Origin of the sequence: Escherichia sp. WS1152 (assembly GCF_046487665.1) — a bacterium.
In the GTDB taxonomy this organism is placed as follows: domain Bacteria; phylum Pseudomonadota; class Gammaproteobacteria; order Enterobacterales; family Enterobacteriaceae; genus Escherichia; species Escherichia coli.
The window spans coordinates 244,746-270,291 of the sequence record NZ_JBJQJA010000001.1 but is presented as its reverse complement, the minus strand read 5'-3'; the positions used below and the strand labels follow the sequence as shown (position 1 = coordinate 270,291).

Here is a 25,546-nt window from a genome sequence, read left to right as displayed (position 1 = left end):
CTTTGTTAAATGCCGAAAAAACAGGACTTTGGTCCTGTTTTTTTTATGCCTTCCAGAGCAATCTCACGTCTTGCAAAAACAGCCTGCGTTTTCATCAGTAATAGTTGGAATTTTGTAAATCTCCCGTTACCCTGATAGCGGACTTCCCTTCTGTAACCATAATGGAACCTCGTCATGTTTGAGAACATTACCGCCGCTCCTGCCGACCCGATTCTGGGCCTGGCCGATCTGTTTCGTGCCGATGAACGTCCCGGCAAAATTAACCTCGGGATTGGTGTCTATAAAGATGAGACGGGCAAAACCCCGGTACTGACCAGCGTGAAAAAGGCTGAACAGTATCTGCTCGAAAATGAAACCACCAAAAATTACCTCGGCATTGACGGCATCCCTGAATTTGGTCGCTGCACTCAGGAACTGCTGTTTGGTAAAGGTAGCGCCCTGATCAATGACAAACGTGCTCGCACGGCACAGACTCCGGGTGGCACTGGCGCACTACGCGTGGCTGCCGACTTCCTGGCAAAAAATACCAGCGTTAAGCGTGTGTGGGTGAGCAACCCAAGCTGGCCGAACCATAAGAGCGTCTTTAACTCTGCAGGTCTGGAAGTTCGTGAATACGCTTATTATGATGCGGAAAATCACACCCTTGACTTCGATGCACTGATTAACAGCCTGAACGAAGCTCAGGCTGGCGACGTAGTGCTGTTCCATGGCTGCTGCCATAACCCAACCGGTATCGACCCTACGCTGGAACAATGGCAGACACTGGCACAACTCTCCGTTGAGAAAGGCTGGTTACCGCTGTTTGACTTCGCTTACCAGGGTTTTGCCCGTGGTCTAGAAGAAGATGCTGAAGGACTGCGCGCTTTCGCGGCTATGCATAAAGAGCTGATTGTTGCCAGTTCCTACTCTAAAAACTTTGGCCTGTACAACGAGCGTGTTGGCGCTTGTACTCTGGTTGCTGCCGACAGTGAAACCGTTGATCGCGCATTCAGCCAAATGAAAGCGGCGATTCGCGCTAACTACTCTAACCCTCCAGCACACGGCGCTTCTGTTGTTGCCACCATCCTGAGCAACGATGCGTTACGTGCGATTTGGGAACAAGAGCTGACTGATATGCGCCAGCGTATTCAGCGTATGCGTCAGTTGTTCGTCAATACGCTGCAGGAAAAAGGCGCAAACCGCGACTTCAGCTTTATCATCAAACAGAACGGCATGTTCTCCTTCAGTGGCCTGACAAAAGAACAAGTGCTGCGTCTGCGCGAAGAGTTTGGCGTGTATGCTGTTGCTTCTGGTCGCGTAAACGTGGCCGGGATGACACCAGATAACATGGCTCCGCTGTGCGAAGCGATTGTGGCAGTGCTGTAAGCGTTAAAAACAATGAAGCCCGCTGAAAAGCGGGCTTTTTTATGTGTGCCTTACCAGACGGGCATTTCGTCTTGCAGGAAGGGATTATGCAGGCGTTCATAACCAAGTGTGGATAATGGTCCGTGACCCGGAATAAATGTCACGTCATCCCCCAGTGGCAGCAACTTATCTTTGATTGAAGAAATCAGTTGATTATGATCGCCACGCGGGAAGTCACTGCGCCCTACTCCGCCTTTGAAAATAACATCGCCAGAAATCAGCAGCTTTGCCCGATCATCAAAAAACACGACATGACCCGGCGTATGCCCAGGGCAATGTAACACCTGTAAAGTCACATTCCCTATGCTGATGGTATCGCCTTCGTTCAGCCAACGATCTGGCGTCAGCGGCTGGCACTCTTCCAGACCAAACATACGACTTTGCGCAGGCAAGCCTTGCAGCCAGAACTCATCTTCTTTTTCCGGACCAAAAACCGGCACGCCGTAATGTTGCGCCAGTTCCGCCGCTGCGCCAACGTGGTCCAGATGACCATGCGTCAGCAGGATCTGCATCAGTGTCAGGCCGCTGTCATCAACTTCCTGTTTGATTTTTTCCGCATCGCCGCCAGGATCGACCAGTGCGGCCAGGCGGGTTTGTTCACACCAGATCAATGAACAGTTCTGGGAGAATGCGGTGACCGGAATAATACGATAGTTCATACTGCCCCTGTTTCGTTAAGCAATTACTACCAGTGCCGTGCTGGCCCGGTATCAATATGCACAAAGTTACTACGTGGGTAATATCCTACACCACCTGCGCGCATAGATAACGCGGCTTTGCGAATATTGCTTAACGCGATACCTTCAATATGGAAATCCATCGCCTGGCCTTTAGTGTGATAGCTTTTCTTCGCTACTCCACGGCTGCGGGCGCGTAGTTCATTGTTGGTATCAATGGAACGATAACCGGAAATGAGTTGCACCGGTTTGCGCGTGCCTAACAACCCTTGCAGGCGATACAACTGGTCGAATAATCCTGGGTCGATGGACTTTATTTTGTTCGCGCGGTAATCGCGGAAAAAATGGTTAAGTTTTGCCAATTCTTCCTGAATATAGCCTCTGCCATCGAAAAACTCCGCTTTGATTGACTCTCCGGTATGAAGATTATTGAGTGTCAAAATGCGCGGGCGTGGGGTAGAGAGTGTTGCAAACGCAGGGGTCGGCAGGATGGCGGCACCGAGTGCAACGCCACCAAGCGCCAGCAATTTGCGGCGATTAGCGTCGAATTTGTCCATGATAATCAAGTCTACAGGTCAATGTTATCGTTTATATGCACTTCTGGCGCACAAGAGGCACCTTAACCGCCCGTAAAGCAGACGTCAAGATGACTCAACCCCAGCAGTGACGGGGGCTGCAGAGAATCACCCCCAATCATGCTAATTATTACGACAACTGATTTCCCCGAACTACTTCATTTACCTGATTAATTGTTCCGCTTTCGATACGATTTGCGAGCTGGATCGCGCAGGCAGATCATAATTGTAAATATCTGTACGATACTGGGTACGACCATCTGCACCAACAAAGGCCGTCAGGTAGTAGAGATTCACCGGAATCGACTGCCGAATATTGACGTAACGTGTATCACCCTGCTTCAGCGCATCAGAAATACGTTTGTCATTCCAGCCTGCATCCTGCAACAGCATATTCGCCAGATCGGAAGCTTTATTCACTCGTACACAGCCTGAGCTCAATGCGCGTGTATCACGCTTGAACAGATTGTGGTTCGGCGTGTCATGCAAATAAATGGCCTCTGAACTCGGCATATTGAATTTATAGCGCCCCAGCGAGTTCCGTGGGCCTGGAGCCTGCTGGAAGCGGAACGGTAAATTCGAGGCCGTGATTGTAGACCAGTCAACCTGCCATGGGTCAATCGCTTCTCTGCTGTTCCAGCCGCGCATCACCGTATAGCCATGGCTTTCGAGATATCCCGGATCGTTGCGCACTTTCGGCAGAATATCTTTGCGTGCCAGAGTTGGTGGTACGTTCCACGGCGGGTTTACCACTACGTTGTTAAGTGCACTGCTCATCATCGGCGTTTTACGATCGGGGCGACCGACAATGACTCGCGAATCCAGCACCTGATTGCCGTTCTGATAGTAGACCAGCGAATAGGCCGGAATGTTAACCATGATCCCGGTAGAAAGCTCTGTTGGCAGCAAGCGCAATCGCTGGATGTTGAGTGCCAACACGCCAGCACGCTGGGCGGGCGTTACGTTTAACCAGTCCCGCGTTGCCGGGCCAATAGCACCATCTGCCCCCAATCCTTGCCATGCCTGAAAACGTTTAACGGCTTCCACCAGTTCATTATCGTAGGCGGCACGAACGGCAGGCGCAGGTTTACTACGAGACGTCGTTTGCTTGTCCATCGGCTTAGTTTCTGCTGTTTCAACAGTAACAGCGGATGGGCTGACTACCGCGTCAGTTGGCGTGTCATCGCCAGGTAGCGTAATTTTCGGTCCCCCGTTCAACATGCCTGTGCGTTGCAATATTTCGCGCAACGCCGGTACGTCGTTACTCCACTGCCCTGGGCGCAACGTTGCTTTGCCGGTCAGTTGGGGCCACGGTTTGGTGTCACTGAGTAAGGCCAGTAACGATTCATGCATCGCCGCATATTGCGGATGCTGCGGTGCCAGTCCTGCAACAAACGTAGGCAATTGACCTTTATCCAGCGCTAGCTGCCATTGGTTAATCACCGAAAGCGGCGGCGTTGAAAGCGCATAAGGTTTACTGCTATATAGCCAGCGAGTGCCTTTGACCGGAATATTTGCAATGAAATGGAGATAGCCCATCATCGCATCAGAGAGCACCACGTCGCGTGCCATCCCGTTAACACCAGGATCGGTCAGTAACTCTACCCATTTATTAAACTGCGGCTGGAAACCGGCAATCGCCACCTCTGCCAGCTGTTGCTGGAAGGCTTTAACAGCATCACGGTTTTCCCACATGGGTTGCATATCGCGTGCGGCATACAACAGTTGAAGCTGGTTAAGATAAACCGGCTTGTAACCTGCGGGTAATTGAGATTCGATTTGCGTGCGGGCTTTTTCTGCCGCACCTTCAGGCAATGGCAGGATCCCCGCCATTATTGCCGTGGCTTGCGCCTGCGGCAGTGCCTCGCCCTGTTCACTGACAGCCACCGGGCTGTCGCCAGGGATTACTTCAGGCTCATCGGCCTGCGCATTGAACAGTGGAGCGAATGTTACGGCCAGGCACAAACTGATTGCCGACAGCCGACGACCACACATCATATTAAGCAACATCCCTTGCCCCCTGTTTTTATCATACTCTGAATAGCCAGGCTGTTATTTTACGACTTGCCTGTACAACGCCAATACTCACGAAAGTATGACGAGCAAGCCTGTTACTCATCAGGCTTATCTTCAGTATATAAACGCCGATACGTTTTTACATAACCTAATGTAAAGAAGTTTAAAGAAAAGCGCGCCGTAATGTGCCACTTTTTTAGTGCAGAAACGGAGTTTTCGGAAAAAGAAAAGGCGGCATTGCTGCCGCCTTCATTTTAACTCGCCTGGGAAGGCGCTTCGTCACTTCCTGGAAGCGTTTCAGGGAGTTGCGGCGCAAATCCTCGCAGGCCGACGACGTGAACGTGTTCGGTATTCTGGAAGACTTTACGCACCAGTTTATAGGTGGTGCCTTTTTCCGGACTGATATTTTCCGGCGCTGCGATGATGAGCTGCATTTGCAAACGTTCACACAATTCAAACAGCGTGGCGATAGAACGAGCATCCAGTCGCGCTGCTTCATCGAGGAACAGCAGGCGGCAAGGAGAGATATCTTTACCGCGCAGGCGGCGAGATTCATCTTCCCAGCTTTGTACCACCATCACCAGAATCGACATACCGGTACCAATCGCCTCACCGGTCGACAATGCACCAGACTCTGCGCGCAACCAGCCATCGGAACCACGGTTAACCTCAACTTCCATTTCCAGATAATTGCGGTAATCCAGCAGTTCTTCGCCAATGGTCTGCGGCGTGCGCTGCCCCATATCAATCTGCGGATTAAGACGCTGATACAATTTCGCCAGCGCTTCCGAGAAGGTCAGACGGTTGCTGTTAAACAGATCCTGATGCTGCTCATGCTGTTCAGAGAGCACATCCAGCAGCATGGCGTGTGTTTCACGCACGTTCACGTTGAGGCGCACGCTGTTCACCTGACCAAACGATACGTTCTGCAACCCCTGGTTGAGCATACGGATACGGTTCTGCTCGCGCTGAATGGTTTTGCGAATGATGTTCGCCACGCTGCGGGAACTGATCGCCAGTTTCTGTTCACGGGAGGTTAATTCTTCGGTCAGACGGCTAAGTTCGATCTCCATCTGTTCGATAGCTTCCACCGGATCATCGGTACGAATAATATCCTGACGAATACGTTCACGCAGATGCTGATAAACCGCCACGAAGAACTGAATTTTACGCTCCGGACGTTTCGGATCTTCCGACATGCGCAGCACGTCGCGCAGATGTTCGTTATCCGCCACCGCCAGACGCAGCGCACCTAACGCCTTATCCGACATGGAACGCAAATCATCAGCGGAGAGATAAGCCAGCTCACGACGGTGTAAGCGGCGCTCAACGCCGTTATCTTTCACCATGCGCATCACCGCACACCAGCCCGCTTTGGCGGTCACTACCTGCTCGCGCATCTCAAAGTAATCCCGCTCCAGCTTGCGCAGTTTGCGGGTCAGGTTGTCCATCTCCGCTTCGCAGAATGTAAGCGCTTTTTCCAGTTGATTGCGGCGCGAACGGTTATTGCTCAGTTGTGCGTGCAACTCGTCACGGCGAATACGTGCCCGCTCTTCTGCCCCGCTATCAGCACGCACGCCGATATCCTGCAATTCACGTTGCAGATCGTTGAGTAGCTCTTTTTTGGTGTCGTAAGAACTTTTCAGCGAAGCCAGCACCTGGTTGTACTGACTCAACTGCGCTGCGTGACCGCGCAACGCTTCGCGAGCGCGGGTACGCTCCGCTTCCGCCTGTTCCAGACGTTCACGCAGTTTTTCGTTGAGATCGTTGTTACCGCTAAGCATTTCTGCCGAGTCAGAATAGCTAAAGTGCGCACGACGCTGCACCACTTCCGTCAGGGCAAACGCCTGCTGACGGGCATCGCGCTGCATCTGCTGAGAGTACGCGTAATCTTCTTTTAACTGTTCGAACTGTTCCGGGTCGCTCTGCAATACCGAAACGATCGGTTCCAGTTTCGCCAGTTGATTGCCAAACTGCTGAACAAAACGCGCGGCTTCCTGGGCTTCATCCAGACGTTCGCGGATTTCATCGACGCGATCCGCCAGGCTATCATCAGCCAACAGGTTGAGACGCGGCAGAATGCGGTTCAGCGCCGTAACGCCTTCTTTCGCCTGCTCAAACTGAATACGCTGCTGCTGGTTATCATTTTCATGATTACTCAACGCCCGCTCCAGTTCGACGCGACGGCTGTTCAGTTGACGGATTTCTGCTTCCGGGTCAGACTCAAACGCCACCGCCAGATGACTACCGATAAAGCGGCTGAACGCCTGATGCAGACGCTGGGTTTTCTGTACGTCAAAGGAGAGCGTGGCGAAGCGTTCGGAAAGCACTTCACGCTCGGCATGGAGGCTTTCAATACGGCTTTCACGCGCAGCACGACCAAACAGCGGCACTTCCGGGAAACGTGAATAACGCCACTGACGATCGGCGATTTTCACCACTACCGCTTTTTCCAGCTCATCAACGCTGAACACGCTGTCATCGAATGACTGCGGATCCCCTTCGATCAAATAGAGATCTTCCGGGCAATCGGTCAAGCCCTCCAGGTGTTCAGTTACCTGTGATAGATCTGGCACCACGATGGCGTGGCGTGACGGGCCATACAGCGCTGAGAAGTACGGCGCATCTTCCAGGCTAACGTCATCATAAATTTCTGACAGCAGCACGCCGCCAAAACGCTCCGCCAGCGCATTCAGACGCTGGTCTTCAGAGCCGCCAGGCTGGCTTAAACGTTCGATCTCTTCATCGACAGCGTTTTTGCGCGCGCCCACTTCATCGCGTTCAACAATGGCTTCGCGCTCACGCTCCAGCAGCTGTTGCAGGAATTCGGTGACGTCCTGGCTGGAGGTGAACTCTTCGCCGCACTGTTCGCTCAACTGGTTGAGACTGTTTTGCGCTGCCAGCCAAACCGGCGCACGCTGCATCAAACTCTGAATGCGAGACTGCAGCTGTTCCTGTTCCTGCCGCAGTGCCATCCGCTCTTCACGGGCGTTAGATACGCTATCGGAAAGAGAGGCAATGCGTGCTTCCAGCTCCTGATGCAGAGCTTCCAGTTCATCAATATCAAAATTCTTGCCCTGACGTTTGCAGAAATCTGCCAGCAGACGCTCAGCTTCTTGCTGCTCGCGTAGACGCTGTTCCAGTTCGCTTAATCGCATCCGCAGCGGCTGAACCTGCTCTGCCAGGTGACGCTGATCGACCCCTTCGCGCAATAGTTCGCGAGCGACATCCCACGCCTCGTTACGCGCCAGCGGGCCGTTGATTGCCACCACCAGCTGATAAGCCTGCTCAAACTGGCTGTGCGCGGTTTGCGCCATGCTCATTTTCTGCTCAAGAGAGAGCATTTTTTCAGTCGCTTCCAGCTCTTTCGCCTGGAAGGTTTCCAGCCATTCGGCGGCGCTGTCGGCGGTTAAGTCCGGCAGATGGCACAGTTCTTTGGCACGATTAAGCGCAGCAATCGCCTGGTTATACTGGATCGCGCGCGTTTGCTGGACGTCCAGCGCCTGCTGGTAGTCAGCAAGCTGGCTTTTCAGCTCGTCCACTTCCAGTTCGGCAGCTTCCGCACGAGCCTCGTTCTCTTCCTGGCGTTCGATGGCTTCTGCCACCACTTCGTTTTGCTCTTCCAGACGGATCTGCAGCTCATCGAGATCCGCTTCGTAGCGTTCGATCTTCTCCTGCTGACGCAGTGCGGTTTGCACCAGGTTCAGGTGATCGCTGGCCGCCTGATAATCCGCTTCCAGATCGCCTTCGGCACCGTTGTGCTCTGCCAGCTCACGCGCCATATCGACGTGTTTGTACTGCTCAGCCGCCAGTTGCTGACGCGAAGTATGTAGCTCGCGACGAAACTCCAGCGCTTTGTCGAGATGGACACGGCGCTCGTTGGCGTGACGCATGTAGTCCGCCGCCACGTAGTTGGTAGCTTCGCTGATCAGATGCTTAAACAGGTCACGGTCCGATTGGGTGACACGAATCGCTTCCAGCGTCATGCGGTTTTCACGCAGCGCCGCTTCCATGTCCTGGAACGCTTTACGCACGCCGCTGTTTTCCGGCAACAGGTAGTCGCGCAGAGAACGGGTAATGGCACTGGAGATCCCGCCATACAGCGAAGCTTCGATCAGACGATAGAATTTGCTACGGTCAGATGCGGAGCGCAGACGACGCGCGATGATGCCCAGATCGAACATCAGCGAGTGGTAATCGGTAATGGAGTTGAACTGTTTAAACTGCACGCCTTCCATCGCCTCGAGCTTGTCTTTCAGCTCGTTAAGCGGCAGCACGCGCGCCTGGCGTTCGTTCAGAGTTTCGGTCACCAGCTGTGTCGGCTGCACCGACATCGGCAGTCCCTGAATGGCAAATGGTTTGATATCCACTTTACGATCGCGTCCGGCAACCTGTTGCAGACGCACACCGACCACCACGCGCTGGTGGCGCGAGTTAATGGTGTCGAGCATCGAATAACAGACACCCGCTTTCAGCTTACCGTGCAGACCTTTATCGCGCGAACCGCTGGTGGCCCCGGCTTCCGTAGTGTTACGGAAATGCAGCAGGGTCAGGTCGGGGATCAGCGCCGTAACGAACGCCGCCATGGTGGTGGATTTACCCGCCCCGTTACCGCCAGAAAGCGTCGTGACCAGCTCGTCAAGGTCAAAAGTTCGGGCAAAAAAGCCGTTCCAGTTAATCAGCGTCAGTGAGCGAAATTTACCGCGTTCAATCATTATTCTTCCTCTCCGCTATCTGGCTGATTCTCTTCGGTTTCATCGTTGAGTTGCAGATGATTTTCAATCGGCATTGCTTCGCCATCACGAATCAGGCGACGCTGTGCTTCACGGGGATCGTCGCCAGCACGCACATCGGCTCCGAAGCGGAACACCGATTCGGTAATGCGGAACTTGCTGCTGTCGTGGCCCATAAACCACACCATGCCTAAACGACGCAGACGGTTGAGCGAAGAACGTACTTTTTCCTGCAACTTCTGACGGTCAACGTCTGAACCGGTTGAACGGTTGTTCACCAGTTTCAGCAGTTTCGCTTCATCGGCCAGGGTGAGCAGTTCGTCGTACAGTTCCTGTTGAGTAAAAATCCCCTCATTCGCCAGCCGTTCCGGGCTGAGATAGAGATAGCAGAGGATTTTCCCGACCATCATATCCAGTTCCGACAAGACGGAACGAGGGATCAGCGTGGTGGAACGTGGACGTAAATAGAAGAACCCTTCCGGTGCACGAATAAGCTCAACGTTATAACGCGCGTAAAACTCTTCCAGATATTCCTGAAAATCCATCAGGAATGCATGATTATCCAGTTCGTCGAGGCCAATATGGCGGCCTGAACGTAAGGCGCTGTCCAGCGCCGGAAATAACGGATTCGCCAGCGCCTGCGCCAGCTTAACCGGCATCACTTGTTCAATATTTGTCGATGACATGCGCCTGTACCTTGGCTCCGTAATCATTAATCGGCTGCCATTTCGCTGGCAGTCCGGTGAAATCTGCTTGCGCTACGCCAAGACGTACCGCCTGATCAATAACAATGCGCGCAACGTCAAAGTGACGTGCACGCGGATACTGTGACAGATATTCGCGTACCACCAGACCAAGATCCAGCGGCACTTGTCTAGTTTTGTACACAGCAAGTTGTTCTTCGATGATCGCCGCCAGCTGTTCGCGGATCTCGTTAAACTCTTCGTATTCCAGATCCTCAGGAAGTTCCCCAGTCACTTCTTCATCGCGCAGTGCCATCTCTTCGTCACGCATATCCAGCAGACGATCGGCATTGGCATAAGTTAGCGCCCACGGCTCATCAAAATAGGTTTGTACCGACTGACGTAACCGCTGAGCAAAGACGCGGTTTTTATCCATATCGATCGCGGTACGAATAAATTTGTGTACGTGGCGGTCGTAGCCAATCCACAAGTCGATGGATTGCTGGCCCCAACTGATAATACGGTCGAGTTTGCTCTGCAGATCGAACACCAGACGATCGACAAAATGCAGATCGTCATGAGTCATCGTCGCATCCTGAATGCGCAACAGATTAGCCTGCAATTTGTCGCCTGCCGCTTCCAGTGTATCCTGCAATTCACGCAGCGTTCCGGAAGTTTCCGAAAGCAACAATTCACAGCTGGAAATCGCCGCCCGCCAGTCTTTGTTCAGCAACTGGGCGATATCGTCCTTCACCTGCTGCTGCTGTTCGTCCATCAGACGTTGCGTCAGGTCGATACTGTCGAAAATTTCTGCTACCGAATATTTCAGTGGCGCATAGACATTACGGTGCCAGTGAAATTCATCACCGCCCTCTTCGGCGGCATCTGCTGCGCGTTTGAGCTCACCCGCCACAATCGACAACTGCATAGAAAGGCGCAGCGTAGAAAACTCGCGCTGACGGATGTAATAGTCAGTAATGCCGATGCCGAGCGGCGTCAGACGGTAAATTGCGTTCCCTTCTGCCTGCTCGCTGGTAAAGCGGTTCAGCAGACGTTGACGCACCATGTCGTTGATCGCGTTATTGGCGCGCACGCCGATGGTTTCGCTGGTTTGCTCAAACGCATCACTCACATGGCGGAATGCATCCACCAGCTCGCCTTCACTCATCTCACCATCCAGACGCTCGCCGTTCAGCGTGGCAACCGCCAGCAGAAAAGAGAGTCGGTCTACCGGCAGCGAGATGGAGAAGTCATTTTTTCTGGCCCAGGCAACCAGTTCGGGGACTGTCTGGGAAAATTCACTCATACTTTATCCTTGCTCTGCGGTTTGCGCGCGGTGACATGAATATAACGCCCCAGGGTAATATACGGTTCCTGACGGCAATAACGCGTTTCTAATTCAAGTAATGCTTCATAGCAGTCGCGCTGCTGGTGCTTCTCGCGCAGATAATCATGAAACACGCGAACGCCTGTCTTACCCATAATTTGCCAACCAGCTTCTTCCAGCCACAGATAAACCTGCGCCGGGTCGCGTGGATAATCTGGCGAAAGCGTCCGTTTTTTCTTTTTCGGCATTCCCGCCTGCACGTAATCAAAATTCCCGGCGACCATGTTATGCATCAACAAACCATGCGCATTGTAGAACATTAACGACAACACGCCGCCTGGACGCAACACTGACCACAGGGTCTGCAATACGCTGCGGGGATCAGCCACCCACTCGAGCACCGCATGGAACAATATCAGATCAACGGGCGTTTCCAAATGCGAAGCAACATCCTGAGCGGCGCAATGTATAAATTGCATGTTGTCGCTCACACCTTTTGCTTCTGCCGCCTGTTTTGCGCGGTCGATCATCTGCGCAGAAAGATCGCATAAAATGACCTGATGCCCGCGCTCGGCCATTTTGATTGCGGTCTGCCCTTCTCCACCGCCCGCATCCAGCACACGCAGTTTTTGCGGACCCATTTCCGCCAGCACGCGATCGAGATCCTGCCACAGAATAGCCTGTCGAAGCTGCCCTTTGGTGGTGCCGTAAATGTTACGGGAAAACTTTTCCGCAATATCATCAAAATTGCGATCCTGCATTGCTTTCTCCACCGGTTGGCTAAGACGTTTTCTGATAAAGACGCTATTTTGTCACAGCCACGGCGAGAATGAACCCGTCTGGTGTAATATCGCTGGCGATCCCTTGCTATATGGTTAAAAAAGGAACCAGAAAGGATGCTTTTTACACTGAAAAAAGTGATTGGCAATATGTTGCTGCCACTTCCGCTGATGTTGTTAATTATTGGCGCTGGCCTGGCGCTGCTGTGGTTTAGCCGTTTTCAAAAAACCGGGAAGATTTTTATTAGCATTGGGTGGCTGTCACTCTTGTTATTGAGTTTGCAACCGGTAGCCGACCGCCTGCTGCGTCCCATCGAAAGCACCTATCCGACATGGAATAATTCGCAAAAAGTGGACTATATCGTGGTGCTCGGAGGTGGTTATACCTGGAACCCGCAGTGGGCACCGAGCTCTAATTTAATCAATAACAGTCTGCCACGCCTGAATGAGGGTATCCGTTTATGGCGCGATAATCCGGGTTCAAAACTGATCTTCACGGGAGGCGTAGCAAAAACCAATACGGTGAGTACAGCGGAAGTAGGTGCCAGAGTTGCGCAATCGCTGGGCGTACCGCGCGAGCAAATTATCACCCTGGATTTGCCAAAAGATACCGAAGAAGAAGCTGCGGCAGTGAAACAGGCGATTGGTGACGCCCCTTTCCTGCTGGTGACCTCCGCATCACATCTGCCGCGGGCGATGATCTTTTTTCAGCAGGAAGGGTTAAATCCGCTACCAGCCCCGGCGAATCAGTTGGCCATCGACTCGCCGCTTAATCCGTGGGAACGGGCAATCCCTTCTCCGGTCTGGCTGATGCATAGCGATCGTGTTGGCTATGAAACGCTTGGCCGCATCTGGCAGTGGCTGAAAGGTCCGTCAGGCGAGCCACGGCAAGAGTGATTTTGATGCCAGATCGAAGTTGCGCCGACTAAATCGTCCGGTATTAACCAGTTGCGCAACTTCATCCCATAACACATACAACCAACGCCGCCAGATGAACGACTCCGCCACTGGCGCGCGTTGCAGGTAACTCCAGAGCAAATCTTCCGCCAGAGAATTATCCATTAGTCGGAACAGTTCGTATTCTCGCGGTGCCCAAAGCATTAGTCCCGGCCCGACCATCGCCAGTAACTGATCGCTGCGCGAATCTTTCAGCATGCTGCGTAAACAGAAGTTACCGTGAATCAACACACAATTGTCGTTAAAGCCTTCAAATAATGCCGGGAGACATTCGCGAGTGCGAAACAGGATCCGCTTATCCTGCATCGTCAGACCGGTGTTATTGAACTGATTGAGCGTGGTCCATAGCACTTCAACATGTTGCCGGTACCATGAGGGCCAGAAATTTTCCTGAGTATTGTCGACCGCGCCGACGCAACCGCGACTGTCCTGACGGTGCCAGGCCAGTAAGGCTTCAACGATTTGGTCTTTGAGCTGTTCCCAGCGTTCTGGTGTTCGGGCTGGTGCCTCCACCGAAACACCACGCATCCGCTCCAGTAGCAGGACATCAGGGCCGGGGTGTTCTTCATGCGTCATCACACCATAAATAGTCGGCATACGGACAGTCCCACTTCTTGCCAGCATGGTGGTTTTCCATGCCAGTTGTCGGGCTTTTCCGGGCGTACTAAAGCTTCTTGCCATTAGCGGCATTGGGTTTCCCTGGCTGTCATACAAAGCCCACAACGCCGTATCCGCTTTTTCATTGACGCACTCAATACGACTGAGTTTTTCGCCCAGTAAATGGCTTAATTCGGCACGCAGCTGTTCCATTCAGATTACCCTCATAAAAGCTACTGCTTTCATAATGAGCGCCAATATAAAAGATGTCACCTGAATGAGATCAATTGTTGAAAAGAAAAATTGAGGAAAATCGTAACGGTACGACACTCCTCCCAAAATTGGCTGGAGTGTCGTGAAGTGAAATTAGCGCATTTCAGCGCGAACGCGCTCGAGATCTTCAGGGGTATCCACACCTGTGCCAGGAACTTCATGCGCGACAGCAACATGGATTTTTTCGCCGTACCACAGAACACGAAGCTGCTCTAACATTTCGATGTGTTCTAACGGGCTTGGCTGCCAGGTGACGTAACGACGGATAAAGCCTGCACGGTAGCCATAAATACCAAGATGACGCAGGAAGTTATCGCCAACGGTTTCAAGGCCTTTTGCAAAACGATCACGATCCCACGGAATGGTTGCGCGTGAGAAGTACAGTGCATACCCTTCAGCGTCGAGAACGACTTTCACCGCATTCGGGTTAAACGCTTCTTCCGCATTGTGGATTGGCACCGCCAGAGTCGCCATACCCACCTGACGCTGAGCGAGGTTATCAGCAACCTGACGAATGATTGTCGCAGGGATCATCGGTTCATCACCCTGCACATTAACGATCACCGTGTCGTCGCTGAACGCGCATTTTTCGACAACTTCCGCCAAGCGTTCTGTCCCTGACTGGTGATCGGCGCGCGTCATACATACTTCACCGCCAGCGGCTTCAACGGCGCGGGCGACATCCTCATGATCGGTTGCCACGATGATGCGCTCGGCACCTGATTCGCGAGCACGTTCAAGAACATGAACAATCATGGGTTTGCCATTAATATCAACCAATGGTTTACCGGGCAGACGCGTTGACGCGTAGCGCGCGGGAATAATGACCACAAAACTCATGATTTACTCTCATCAGCAGTCAGCACGCGGGCTTCCGTTTCCAGCAACACTGGAATGCCATCGCGCAGCGGGAAAGCCAGGTTGTCCAGTTTGCAAATAAGCTCTTGTTTTTCCTGGTTATACCAAAGTTTTCCGTTGCAAACCGGGCAGGCAATGATTTCAAGCAGACGATGATCCATAGTTCCTCCAGATGGATCGGGTTATGAATGCATAAATCTTATCATAATCATTTATGCGACGGGGTCTATTTCCCAGCCGGTGCGGCAATCCGTAAAGAGACCTTGCGGGCAGTGTCCTAATGTCACCCGCGTTGCCTGCTGCCAGTTAGCGAAATCAGTAATCGCCTGACGTAACCCTTTTTGCAGCGTTGTCGTTGGTTTAATACCTTCCTGTAACCACAGAGAGATAACTTCAAGGATGCCTGTCTGGCGATGCATTTTGGCATCCATTCGCCCAACTAATTGCCCACGATGTAATAACGGCAGAACAAAATAGCCATACTGGCGTTTCGGCGCTGGGGTATAGCACTCCAGCCGGTAGCTAAAATCAAAAAGCTGCTCTGCGCGTTTGCGATCCCAGACAACAGGATCAAAAGGCGAAAGTACCGCGCTGTGCGTTGCAGTGAGCTTTCCGGCCAGCGCTCGCTCGAGTAGCGGCAGCAAATCAGCATGCAGCCAAAGATTGCCCAATTTTTCAACATGCACAGCAATGATTTGCCGCTGTTCAGCCCTCGCTTCGCGCCACGCTGCCAGTGCCGGACGTTTCAGCCGATAGTAATCTGCCAGCCACTGTTCGCGGAATATTCCCAGGCTACGCGCACTGTTATCCAGCATGATGATTTCTGCTTCTGTTTGCGAAACGAGATCGCGCTCATCATCCCAGTCAGGCATGACACGGTGGGTTAAATCATAAACGCGCTGGAAGTTGCGCCGTTCAATCACCATCACCTTTCCGGCAGTAAATAAACCTTCCAGATGCCGTTTATGCGGCTTCCATTCCCACCAGCCGCTTGCACCTTTACGAGGATGCTCAAAATCGGCTGAACGTACCGGCCCCTTATCATGAATATGCTGAATTAACTGTGCAATTTCCGCCTCATGTTCCTGCATCCAGGCGTCTTTGTATTTCCAGCCCATTTTTTCAGGTGCCAGCATGCGGTGGCGAATAAGACGAAAGTCGCTACGCGGCATAAAGCAGGCTTCATGCGCCCAGTATTCCATTAATTCGCCACGCGCCAGAGACTCATCCAGCCACTGGGCAGGATAATTTCCCAGACGACTGAAAAGCACCAGATATGGGCTACGGGCAACAATATTGATGGTATCGATTTGCAGCAAGGACATGCGGGAGATCGTTGCCGGAATATCCTCCAACGACGCTCGACGGCGGGGTTTGTTTAACAGGCCTTGCGCGGCAAGGTGAAGATTACGCGCATCAGCAAGGGAGAGGTGCGGCAGCGACATTCATGACTCCATCAATCGAACGCTGCCGCGGCGTAACTAGTTGCCAGAAGCCAGCGAGGTTAGTTGCGCAAGCAGTTTCGCTGGTTCATCACCTGAAAGCTGTGCGTCAACGGGCAAATACCACCAATTTTCTTCTGCAAAGGCCCGGCATTTCACCGCATCTTTTTCAGTCATTACCAGCGTTTGCCCGGTGCTTACCAACGCGCTGACATCCGCATGGTTCAAAGACTGATGATCGGCCAGCGGTACACATTTTTCCGGTTGTACGCCGCACATCTTCAGCGTGGCAAAAAAGCGCGGCGGATGCCCAATCCCTGCCATCGCCACCACATGTTCAAGCTGAGCAACGTCACAACGCGTACCGGTACGTAAATTCACCGCCTGACCCGGCAGCAGATGCATGGGGATTTCACCGCTGCGGGGGACACCGCCGTTGACGATTACCGCATCAACTGACTTTAAGCGCCCCGCTCGCTCACGCATTGGCCCCGCCGGCAACCACCAGCCATTGCCAAAGCGACGCACACCATCAATAACGACAATTTCCACATCACGCGCCAGACGGTAATGCTGTAAACCGTCGTCGGTTACGATGATCTGCACATCAGGGTGTTGCGCCAGAATGGCTTTTACCGCATCAGAACGAACGGGAGAAACCGCAACAGGCGCATCAGTGCGTTGATAAATCAACACAGGTTCATCACCCGCCTGTGCTGTGGTGGTATCTGCCGACAATAACAGCGGATAAGATTCAGCCTTACCACCATATCCCCGCGATACGACCCCCACGCGAATACCGCGCTGTTGCAACTGTTCCACCAGCCAGACAACGACCGGGGTTTTTCCGTTGCCGCCTGCGGTGAGATTACCAACCACGACAACCGGTACGGGGGCACGCCAGGCGCGCTTCAGTTTTAGTTTATAGCAAAGACGGATCGCGCCACTCACCAGGCCATACAACCAGGAGAGTGGCAGCAATAGCCGCCACAAAGGGGATTCACCAGACCAGATTTTTTCGATCATTGGCCAAACTGCATTTTGTGAAGTTGCGCGTAAACGCCGCGGTGCTCAAGCAAATCGTTATGCGTACCGCGTTCCACAATGACACCATCCTCAACGACCACGATTTCGTCTGCCTTTTCAATGGTAGACAAGCGGTGGGCAATCACTAGAGAGGTACGGTTTTTCTGCAACTCATCCAGTGCCGCCTGAATCGCACGTTCGGATTCGGTATCCAGAGCCGAGGTAGCTTCATCCAGAATCAGAATCGGGCTATCACGCAGCAAGGCTCGAGCGATAGCAATACGCTGACGCTGACCGCCAGAGAGCAGTACGCCGTTTTCACCAATCACTGTATCGAGACCGTTATCCATCTTATTGATGAAGTCCATGGCGTAGGCCATACGCGCCGCTTCTTCAATTTGCTCACGGCTGTACTGTTCAGTCCGTGCGTAAGCAATGTTGTTAGCAACCGTATCGTTAAACAGATGGACATTCTGCGACACCAGAGCAACCTGGTTACGTAACGACGCCAGGGTATACTCGCGCAGATCGTGACCATCCATCAGGATTTCGCCTTCATCAATATCGTAAAAACGCGTGATCAGGCTGGCGATGGTTGATTTACCTGAACCAGAGCGTCCAACCAGAGCAACCGTCTTCCCTGCCGGAATTTTCAGGTTGATGTTACGCAATGCGGGTACGTCACGTCCCGGATAAGTAAAGGTGACGTTGCGGAATTCCACGTCGCCAGTCGCACGCTCGATCACGCGCTTACCTTCGTCTTTCTCCTGCTCACTGTCCAGAATGGTAAACAGCGTCTGACAAGCCGCCATACCGCGCTGGAACTGGGCGTTAACGTTAGTCAGCGATTTCAGCGGACGCATCAGTGCAATCATTGAAGAGAAAACAACGGTAATCGTACCGGCAGTCAGGCTATCCATGACACTTGGGAAGCTCGCCGCATACAGAACAAACGCCAGCGCCAAAGAGGCGATCAGCTGAATGATCGGATCAGAGATGGAAGAGGCTGAAACCATTTTCATCCCCTGAAGACGCATTCGGTTGCTGACTTTATCGAAGCGTTTCGTTTCCACTTCCTGACCACCGAAAATCAATACTTCTTTATGGCCTTTCAGCATTTGTTCAGCGCTGGTGGTCACCTGCCCCATGGTGTTCTGCATGTTTTTACTGATGTTGCGAAAACGCTTCGATACTACGCGAATCGCAATCGAAACAATCGGTGCCAGCACAATCAAAATGATCGACAATTGCCAACTGTAATAGAACATCATGATGAACAGGCCGATGATCGACGCACCTTCACGCACAACAGTAATCAGTGCGCCGGAAGAGGAAGAAGCAACCTGTTCGGAATCGTAGGTGATACGTGACAACAGCGTACCCGTTGACTGTTTGTCAAAGAATGAAACCGGCATTCCCATCATGTGACCAAACAGGCGGCGACGCATGGTCATTACCACCTTTCCTGATACCCAGGAGATACAGTAGCTGGAGACATAGCTGGTGATACCACGCAAAATCATCAGCCCGATCACCACCAGCGGCATCCACACCAGCACGGAGCGATCTGTTTTACCAAAGCCATCATCAAGAAGTGGCTTAAGGAGCGATAACATGAAGGTATCGCTGGCTGCGTTGAGGATTAACGCTACGCCCGCCACGATCAGACCCGCTTTAAAAGGCGCAATGGTTGGCCACAGTCGGCGGAATGTCTGCCACGTAGAGAGATCTTTGTCGTTATGCATTCAAAAAACCAGCATTTGTTGAAATAGCCGCATATTCTACCCGTTATCCACTGGCACGCCAAACCACTGATGATACCAACGAGGTAAAATTTGCTCCCTGAGGCTGCTAATCCGCCAGCCTTGCGCTGAAAAATCGACCGTTACTTGCCCCTGATGAGGAGTATCAAGCCACGTATAACCTTGTTGTTGATAGCGATGCTTAACTTTGTTAGAGGGCAGTCGCCATGCGTTATAGCGCGATGCCGATGCGAGTGCCACTTTTCCATTCACTCGCTGAATTAATGGCAACGATGATGAGGTATTACTGCCATGGTGAGGTACCTGAAGCAATGTTGCCTGCACTTGCTGCCAGTAACGGCTTAGCATCTTTTGTTCAGCTGGGGCTTCAATATCACCGGTTAGAAGAATGCTATTCGTCCCGTCATCAACCTTAACCACACAGGAATGGTTATTTCCTTTATCGTTGCTACCTTGTAAAGGCCAGTGCGCGCTGAAACGCAATCCTTGCCATTGCCACGCTTCGCCACGCACACAGGGCTGATGATGTTCCCAGTTTAACGGACTTCTGATCCATAACATCGGCCATGTGTGCAATATTGAGTCCAGCCCTCCCCGGTGATCCAGATGTTCATGACTCAGAATAACGCCTTCCGGTTCAAGATTATGCCAGTGGAGCCAGGGGATAATCAGTTGTTGCCCACTATCCCCTTCGGGCCAGGCCAGTCCCGTGTCATAGAGAATCGCTTTGCCGTTTCTGGCTATCACCATTGCCAGCCCTTGCCCGACATCAAGCATGTACACTTGCCACTCGTCAGGTCGAGGTTTTTGCCACAGCGGCCAGCACATCAGCAAGCCTACAGCCACACACATTGCTGGCAACGTTCGCCAGGCGTTTAATCGCCATACCACCAGTAAGAACCATGGGGAAAATGATAGCCATTGCCAACGTTCAGCAATGTTGATCCACCCTTCTGGCAAACTCTTTAACCCCCAGAAAAGTAAAGCCAAAGACCGGTCGGCAAGAAACCATAACCCTTGCTCCAGGATTAACGGCCCGCTTAAATGCACAACCATCGCGGCGAGGATCAACGGAACCGTGATAAATGTCACCAAGGGAATTGCTAATAGATTTGCAATAAACGAGGTCAGACTAATGCCATGAAATATGACGATTTGCACGGGCATAAGCAGAAGTGTGATTCCCAGTTGCAAATGAATGAGGGAAACAACTGCACGCAATACCGGCGGCAGTTGCCACTCAGGACAGGGAAACCACTGATACCAAAATATCAATGCCGCGACCGCAGCGGCAGAGAGCCATAAACTTTGCGAGAGAATGGCAACAGGATCCATCAGCAAAATTGCCGCCAGACAACATATCCATACATCCCAGCCACTCCACTGTCGCCCACTTAACTTAAGCATTCCCCACGTAGCAAGCGCCACAACGGTACGCAATGCAGGAGGTTGCATTCCCGTCAGCCAGGCATAAAAAGCAGCACAGCAGATTCCGCCAATTAATGGCATTTGCCAGTGGATCCAGCGCCCAGGCAGAAAAATTTGTCCACTGCGAATGAGTCCGGCAGCCAGCAACGCCGCAAAAGCGATGTGCAATCCCGATATCGCCATTAAATGCGCCGTTCCAGTATCACGCATGATATTTTTGATTTCTTTAGGGACGGATAACCGTTCCCCCATACCTAAACCAAGAATAACCGCATTCCACATATAGGGTTGCAGCGTTGTTTGTAGTGACGCCAGATACTGTGCACGCAGGCTACAATTCGGTTCAATGACACTTGCCCGCAGAAAACGGCCGGTGAGCGGCTGATGCTGGGCAATGGCATAACGCTGGCTATCAAAGCCGCCATCATTAAGTTGACCATGAACGGCACGAACTTTGAGTTTCATTGACCACAGTTGTCCGGCACAAACCGCTTGCGGAAGATATTCGCCATACAGCACAAGGCCTGGCGCAGGGAATATACGTCGACCTTGTAGATAAGTAATTTGACCGTAATGAGTGGTCATACCGTCAGTAGCAGTGATCTCAACAATTGCATCCTGCGTCGCGCCAGTTAAGGTTTCTCCTGCCAACAAAATTTGCTTTGCTGCTAATATGCCCCAAACGAAAAACAGCAACGTCAGCGCGATATAACGGACGGTTTTAACAGGGATAAATGCCAGTACGCAGCCGAAGAGAGTCAGAAACGCAAGGGTTAATGTCCCAGGCAATTGGGGCAAAATCAGCAACGGAAAAATTCCGCAAATTATGCATACGCCGACTGTCGTTATTTTCATGCCCCCCTCCCTGTTTATGGAAAGTGTGCAACTTTGTTGAGCGGTTGTCTGGTGGGAATTTTGCGTTCCCCGAGGCACATTCAGAAGAATTTAACGAAAGGGTGAAAACTGCTCAAAACTCTGCGAGGCAGCTTCCAGTTCCTGATTAGAGAAATGAAAAAAGCACCCGACAGGTGCTTTTCTCGCGTTCAAGTTTGAGTAAAAACTTAACCGTAAATATTGGCGCGATCGCGCAGTTCTTTACCAGGTTTAAAGTGAGGAACGTATTTTCCTTCCAGTTCTACTTTATCGCCAGTCTTCGGATTACGTCCGGTACGTGGTGCGCGGTAGTGCAAAGAGAAACTGCCGAAACCGCGGATTTCAATACGCTCGCCCTGCGCAAGAGTCGAGGCCATATGCTCCAGCATCTCTTTTACTGCATCTTCAACCGTCTTGGCGGGAATGTGCGATTGCTGGGTGGCAAGTCTTTCTATCAATTCTGACTTGGTCATGATTCCTCCGGTTCCTTAAAGGCAAATTAAGCGGCTGCTGTTGCTGCATTGATTAAGGGCGGCCGTAGCCGCCCTTAGTGCTTGATTACAGGACGAAACCTGCAATCTGTCAAGTAAACTCAACAATCTTCGGAATAAAAATCCCGAAGAGTCAGAGAATTACTCGCCTTTAGCTGCTTTGAAAGCTTCAGCCATTGCGTTGTTGGAGAAGTTTGCATCTTCCTGTTTGTTAACAGTTGCGATTGCATCTTTCTCGTCAGCTTCGTCTTTCGCACGAACAGACAGGCTGATTGCACGGTTTTTACGATCAACGCCGGTGAATTTAGCTTCAACTTCGTCGCCAACGCTCAGAACCAGGGTAGCGTCTTCAACGCGGTCACGGGATGCTTCAGAAGCACGCAGGTAACCTTCAACGCCGTCAGCCAGTTCTACGGTTGCGCCTTTAGCGTCAACTGCAGTTACTTTACCGGTTACGATAGCGCCTTTCTTGTTCAGAGCAACCCAGTTGTTGAACGGATCTTCTGCGAGCTGTTTAACGCCCAGGGAGATACGTTCACGTTCTGCGTCAACCTGCAGAACAACTGCAGCGATTTCGTCGCCTTTTTTGTATTCACGAACTGCTTCTTCGCCTGCAACGTTCCAGGAGATGTCAGACAGGTGAACCAGGCCGTCGATGCCGCCGTCCAGGCCGATGAAGATACCGAAGTCAGTGATAGACTTGATTTTACCTTCAACACGGTCGCCCTTATTGTGGGTTTCCGCGAACTGCTGCCACGGGTTAGCTTTGCACTGTTTCAGACCCAGGGAGATACGACGACGTTCTTCGTCGATATCCAGAACCATAACTTCCACTACATCGCCAACGTTAACAACTTTGGACGGATGGATGTTTTTGTTGGTCCAATCCATTTCGGAAACGTGTACCAGGCCTTCAACGCCTTCTTCGATTTCAACGAAGCAGCCGTAGTCGGTCAGGTTGGTCACGCGACCAGTCAGTTTGGTACCTTCCGGATAACGTTTAGCGATAGCTACCCACGGATCTTCGCCCAGCTGTTTCAGGCCCAGGGATACACGGGTACGTTCGCGGTCGAACTTCAGCACTTTAACAGTGATTTCGTCGCCCACGTTGACGATTTCGCTCGGATGCTTAACGCGTTTCCAGGCCATGTCAGTGATGTGCAGCAGGCCGTCAACGCCGCCCAGATCAACGAATGCACCGTAGTCAGTGAGGTTCTTAACGATACCTTTAACTTCCATGCCTTCCTGCAGGTTTTCCAGCAGCTGATCGCGCTCTGCGCTGTTTTCGGATTCGATAACGGCACGACGAGAAACAACAACGTTGTTGCGCTTCTGATCCAGCTTGATTACTTTAAATTCAAGCTCTTTGCCTTCCAGGTGCAGAGTGTCACGCACCGGACGAACGTCTACCAGAGAACCTGGCAGGAACGCACGAATACCGTTCAGCTCAACAGTGAAGCCGCCCTTAACTTTGCCGTTGATAACACCGGTAACAGTTTCAGCATCTTCGTAAGCTTTTTCCAGCGTGATCCAGGCTTCGTGACGTTTAGCTTTCTCACGGGACAGCAGAGTTTCACCGAAGCCGTCTTCTACTGCGTCCAGAGCAACGTCAACTTCGTCACCTACCTGGATTTCCAGCTCGCCCTGGGCGTTTTTGAACTGCTCAGCCGGGATGGCGGACTCAGATTTCAGACCAGCGTCAACCAGTACTACATCTTTGTCGATAGCAACAACAACGCCACGAACGATAGAACCCGGGCGGGTTTCGATTTCTTTTAAGGACTCTTCAAAGAGTTGAGCAAAAGATTCAGTCATGTTTAATCTTCAGGTTTATATTTAACGTCCACCTGGCTCCATGCCGGATGGGGTTGTTTAACATACCCGCTGTCATTCCATTGCAACGGGGGTACTGCAAATTCGGTCGCTTATGCGAGAGCCAATTTCTGGCGCGCGTATTGTAGCGCTTTTTCAATCACTTGCTCAATGCTTAAGGTGGTGGAATCCAACACTAAAGCATCGGCTGCCGGAACCAGTGGCGCTACCGCTCGGTTACGATCGCGGTCGTCGCGTTCTTTGATCTCGGCCAAAAGGCGCTCAAAGTTAACACTAAAGCCCTTCTCCTGCAACTGTAGCATGCGGCGATGCGCACGTTCTTCCGAGGAGGCGTCAAGGAAAATTTTCACTGGCGCATCAGGGAATACCACCGTTCCCATGTCGCGGCCATCGGCAATCAGGCCTGGTAATTCGCGAAACGCGCGTTGGCGACGCAATAATGCTTCACGAACGCGTGGGAATGCCGCGACTTGTGAAGCAGCATTCGCCACTTCCTGAGTACGAATTTCGCCGCTGACATCTTCCCCTTCGAGGATCACTTCCAGATTGCCATTGGTCGACACAAAACGTACATCCAGATGGGATGCCAGCGGCACCAGCGCATCTTCCGAAGCAACATCAACATGGTGATGTAATGCCGCTAGTGCCAGTACGCGATAAATTGCACCCGAGTCCAGCAGATGCCATTGCAACGCTTCCGCCATAGCCTTACACAAGGTGCCTTTCCCTGCACCGCTTGGGCCATCAATGGTAATAACCGGGGCAATTGCCGTCATCTTTATCTCCTTAAAACAGGCGTACCGTTAACATAACCGCGCGCATTATACGCGCCGAAGGCACAAATCGTTAACGTTGTGTGCAAAAACCAGTTTTGTCTGTATTCAGATGGGGATTTATTGCGCAATTATAGCGGGCTGGCAGAAGACCAGCCCGAAAGATGACAATGATTTACTTACCAGAGGCGATACGATCACGGATGTGTTGCGCACGCTCTGTTGATGGTGGGTGAGAGTCAAACATGGACTGGGTGCGACCGCCATCCAGGCTAGCCAGTTTTTCAAAGCTGCCAACCAGCCCCTGGGTGCTGATGCCACGTTTCTTCAACAGATCAAAGGAGAAATCATCTGCTTCGGACTCTTTATCACGGGAGTATTTCGCATTGATAGCGCCTTCTGCGATATCACCCAATTGTGAGCGGGAAAGCTGGGAAGCCACACCGCTGGTAGCTGAAATGGCATCGCGTGCGGCAACGATCGCATAAGAAGCTTTCATTTCAGCCAGCGAGTGACCCAACGCGACGTGGCCCAGTTCATGGCCCAGAACACCTTCAATTTCGTTGTCATTCATCATGTCCATCAGGCCACTGTAGACACGAACACAGCCGTTCGCCATCGCCCATGCGTTGACGTCGCTGGTCATATAAACCTTATAGTTGACCGGCGTGCCATTAATATTGTTACCCAATGCTTTGGCGATTTTTGCCAGACGTTTACCGTACTTGCTGGATTTACTTGCGACTTGATTGCCGCTGTCCATTTCGGCACAGCCCTGATTGGCAATCGCTTTTGCATCGGCATCACTTAATGTTGCTGCTTTATAGGCATTTAAACCGGAGCTGATAGCCATATTGGTATCAATACCGTGGGTATTTTGACACCCCGTCAGTAATGCTGCAGAGGTCACAATCGCCAGCAGTAATTTAGTATTCTTCATGTGAATCATCCGTTGATTAATCATATATAAATATTATGTATCAACAACTTACATTGACAACTGACGCTACCATTAATCAAAATGACTCACAAGGTCCG

General features: G+C 51.9%; 20 protein-coding genes. 2 read left to right on the top strand and 18 right to left on the bottom strand.

What is annotated here, in order from left to right:
- The first annotated feature begins 174 nt into the window (after positions 1-174).
- Positions 175-1,365, top strand: a complete 1,191-nt coding sequence (gene aspC, locus ACJHW7_RS01235; RefSeq protein WP_000462687.1) for an aspartate transaminase — start codon at positions 175-177, stop codon at positions 1,363-1,365.
- A gap of 50 nt (positions 1,366-1,415) precedes the next feature.
- On the opposite strand, the gene gloC is transcribed toward aspC, so the two are convergent.
- The 7 genes from gloC to cmoM form a co-directional block, all read right to left on the bottom strand.
- The gene (gloC, locus tag ACJHW7_RS01230) at positions 1,416-2,063 is read right to left on the bottom strand and encodes a hydroxyacylglutathione hydrolase GloC (RefSeq protein ID WP_001109487.1); all 648 of its coding nucleotides are present in this window, start codon (positions 2,061-2,063) and stop codon (positions 1,416-1,418) included.
- A 26-nt stretch (positions 2,064-2,089) separates the two neighbouring features.
- Positions 2,090-2,638, bottom strand: a complete 549-nt coding sequence (locus tag ACJHW7_RS01225) for a YcbK family protein (protein WP_001295932.1) — start codon at positions 2,636-2,638, stop codon at positions 2,090-2,092.
- A gap of 180 nt (positions 2,639-2,818) precedes the next feature.
- A complete protein-coding gene (gene ldtD, locus ACJHW7_RS01220; RefSeq protein ID WP_021556652.1) occupies positions 2,819-4,666 on the bottom strand; it encodes a L,D-transpeptidase in 1,848 nt (615 codons plus the stop codon).
- A gap of 260 nt (positions 4,667-4,926) precedes the next feature.
- A complete protein-coding gene (gene mukB, locus ACJHW7_RS01215; RefSeq protein ID WP_021556651.1) occupies positions 4,927-9,387 on the bottom strand; it encodes a chromosome partition protein MukB in 4,461 nt (1,486 codons plus the stop codon).
- Positions 9,387-10,091: a chromosome partition protein MukE gene (mukE, locus tag ACJHW7_RS01210; RefSeq protein ID WP_001295347.1), complete on the bottom strand. Its 705-nt coding sequence runs from the start codon at positions 10,089-10,091 to the stop codon at positions 9,387-9,389. Before mukE ends, mukB begins: the two co-directional genes overlap by 1 nt.
- Positions 10,072-11,394: a chromosome partition protein MukF gene (gene mukF / locus ACJHW7_RS01205; RefSeq protein WP_001288850.1), complete on the bottom strand. Its 1,323-nt coding sequence runs from the start codon at positions 11,392-11,394 to the stop codon at positions 10,072-10,074. Before mukF ends, mukE begins: the two co-directional genes overlap by 20 nt.
- Positions 11,391-12,176: a tRNA uridine 5-oxyacetic acid(34) methyltransferase CmoM gene (cmoM, locus tag ACJHW7_RS01200; protein WP_001298300.1), complete on the bottom strand. Its 786-nt coding sequence runs from the start codon at positions 12,174-12,176 to the stop codon at positions 11,391-11,393. The genes mukF and cmoM overlap by 4 nt, the downstream gene beginning before the upstream one ends.
- A gap of 135 nt (positions 12,177-12,311) precedes the next feature.
- Here cmoM and elyC point away from each other — a divergent pair, with 135 nt between their 5' ends.
- On the top strand, positions 12,312-13,091 hold the full coding sequence (gene elyC, locus ACJHW7_RS01195) for an envelope biogenesis factor ElyC (protein WP_000899607.1): 780 nt from the start codon (positions 12,312-12,314) through the stop codon (positions 13,089-13,091).
- Here the strand turns inward: elyC and ACJHW7_RS01190 are convergent.
- From ACJHW7_RS01190 to ycaL, 11 genes are all read right to left on the bottom strand, one after another.
- Positions 13,068-13,961 (bottom strand): YcbJ family phosphotransferase, encoded by an 894-nt coding sequence (locus tag ACJHW7_RS01190; protein WP_000436922.1) that lies wholly within the window; start codon positions 13,959-13,961, stop codon positions 13,068-13,070. The two genes, elyC and ACJHW7_RS01190, sit on opposite strands and share 24 nt — an antisense overlap.
- Positions 13,962-14,114: 153 nt before the next feature.
- On the bottom strand, positions 14,115-14,861 hold the full coding sequence (gene kdsB / locus ACJHW7_RS01185) for a 3-deoxy-manno-octulosonate cytidylyltransferase (RefSeq protein WP_000011613.1): 747 nt from the start codon (positions 14,859-14,861) through the stop codon (positions 14,115-14,117).
- A complete protein-coding gene (gene ycaR / locus ACJHW7_RS01180; RefSeq protein WP_000350058.1) occupies positions 14,858-15,040 on the bottom strand; it encodes a protein YcaR in 183 nt (60 codons plus the stop codon). The genes kdsB and ycaR overlap by 4 nt, the downstream gene beginning before the upstream one ends.
- 51 nt (positions 15,041-15,091) lie before the next feature.
- Complete coding sequence (gene ycaQ, locus ACJHW7_RS01175) at positions 15,092-16,324, bottom strand: crosslink repair DNA glycosylase YcaQ (protein WP_000056539.1); 1,233 nt, start codon at positions 16,322-16,324, stop codon at positions 15,092-15,094.
- Positions 16,325-16,360: 36 nt separating this feature from the next.
- Positions 16,361-17,347, bottom strand: coding sequence for a tetraacyldisaccharide 4'-kinase (gene lpxK, locus ACJHW7_RS01170; RefSeq protein WP_000570541.1), 987 nt, complete (start codon positions 17,345-17,347; stop codon positions 16,361-16,363).
- Positions 17,344-19,092, bottom strand: coding sequence for a lipid A ABC transporter ATP-binding protein/permease MsbA (gene msbA, locus ACJHW7_RS01165; protein ID WP_000551270.1), 1,749 nt, complete (start codon positions 19,090-19,092; stop codon positions 17,344-17,346). Before msbA ends, lpxK begins: the two co-directional genes overlap by 4 nt.
- Positions 19,093-19,128: 36 nt before the next feature.
- A complete protein-coding gene (locus ACJHW7_RS01160; RefSeq protein WP_021556650.1) occupies positions 19,129-21,393 on the bottom strand; it encodes a ComEC family protein in 2,265 nt (754 codons plus the stop codon).
- Positions 21,394-21,599: 206 nt separating this feature from the next.
- Complete coding sequence (ihfB, locus tag ACJHW7_RS01155) at positions 21,600-21,884, bottom strand: integration host factor subunit beta (protein ID WP_000167336.1); 285 nt, start codon at positions 21,882-21,884, stop codon at positions 21,600-21,602.
- A 159-nt stretch (positions 21,885-22,043) separates the two neighbouring features.
- Positions 22,044-23,717 carry a 30S ribosomal protein S1 gene (gene rpsA / locus ACJHW7_RS01150; protein WP_000140327.1) on the bottom strand — a complete coding sequence of 558 codons (1,674 nt, stop codon included), beginning with the start codon at positions 23,715-23,717 and terminating at the stop codon, positions 22,044-22,046.
- A gap of 110 nt (positions 23,718-23,827) precedes the next feature.
- Positions 23,828-24,511 (bottom strand): (d)CMP kinase, encoded by a 684-nt coding sequence (cmk, locus tag ACJHW7_RS01145; protein WP_000125016.1) that lies wholly within the window; start codon positions 24,509-24,511, stop codon positions 23,828-23,830.
- A gap of 172 nt (positions 24,512-24,683) precedes the next feature.
- Positions 24,684-25,448 carry a metallopeptidase YcaL gene (gene ycaL / locus ACJHW7_RS01140; RefSeq protein WP_000799175.1) on the bottom strand — a complete coding sequence of 255 codons (765 nt, stop codon included), beginning with the start codon at positions 25,446-25,448 and terminating at the stop codon, positions 24,684-24,686.
- Between the last annotated feature and the right edge of the window lie 98 nt (positions 25,449-25,546).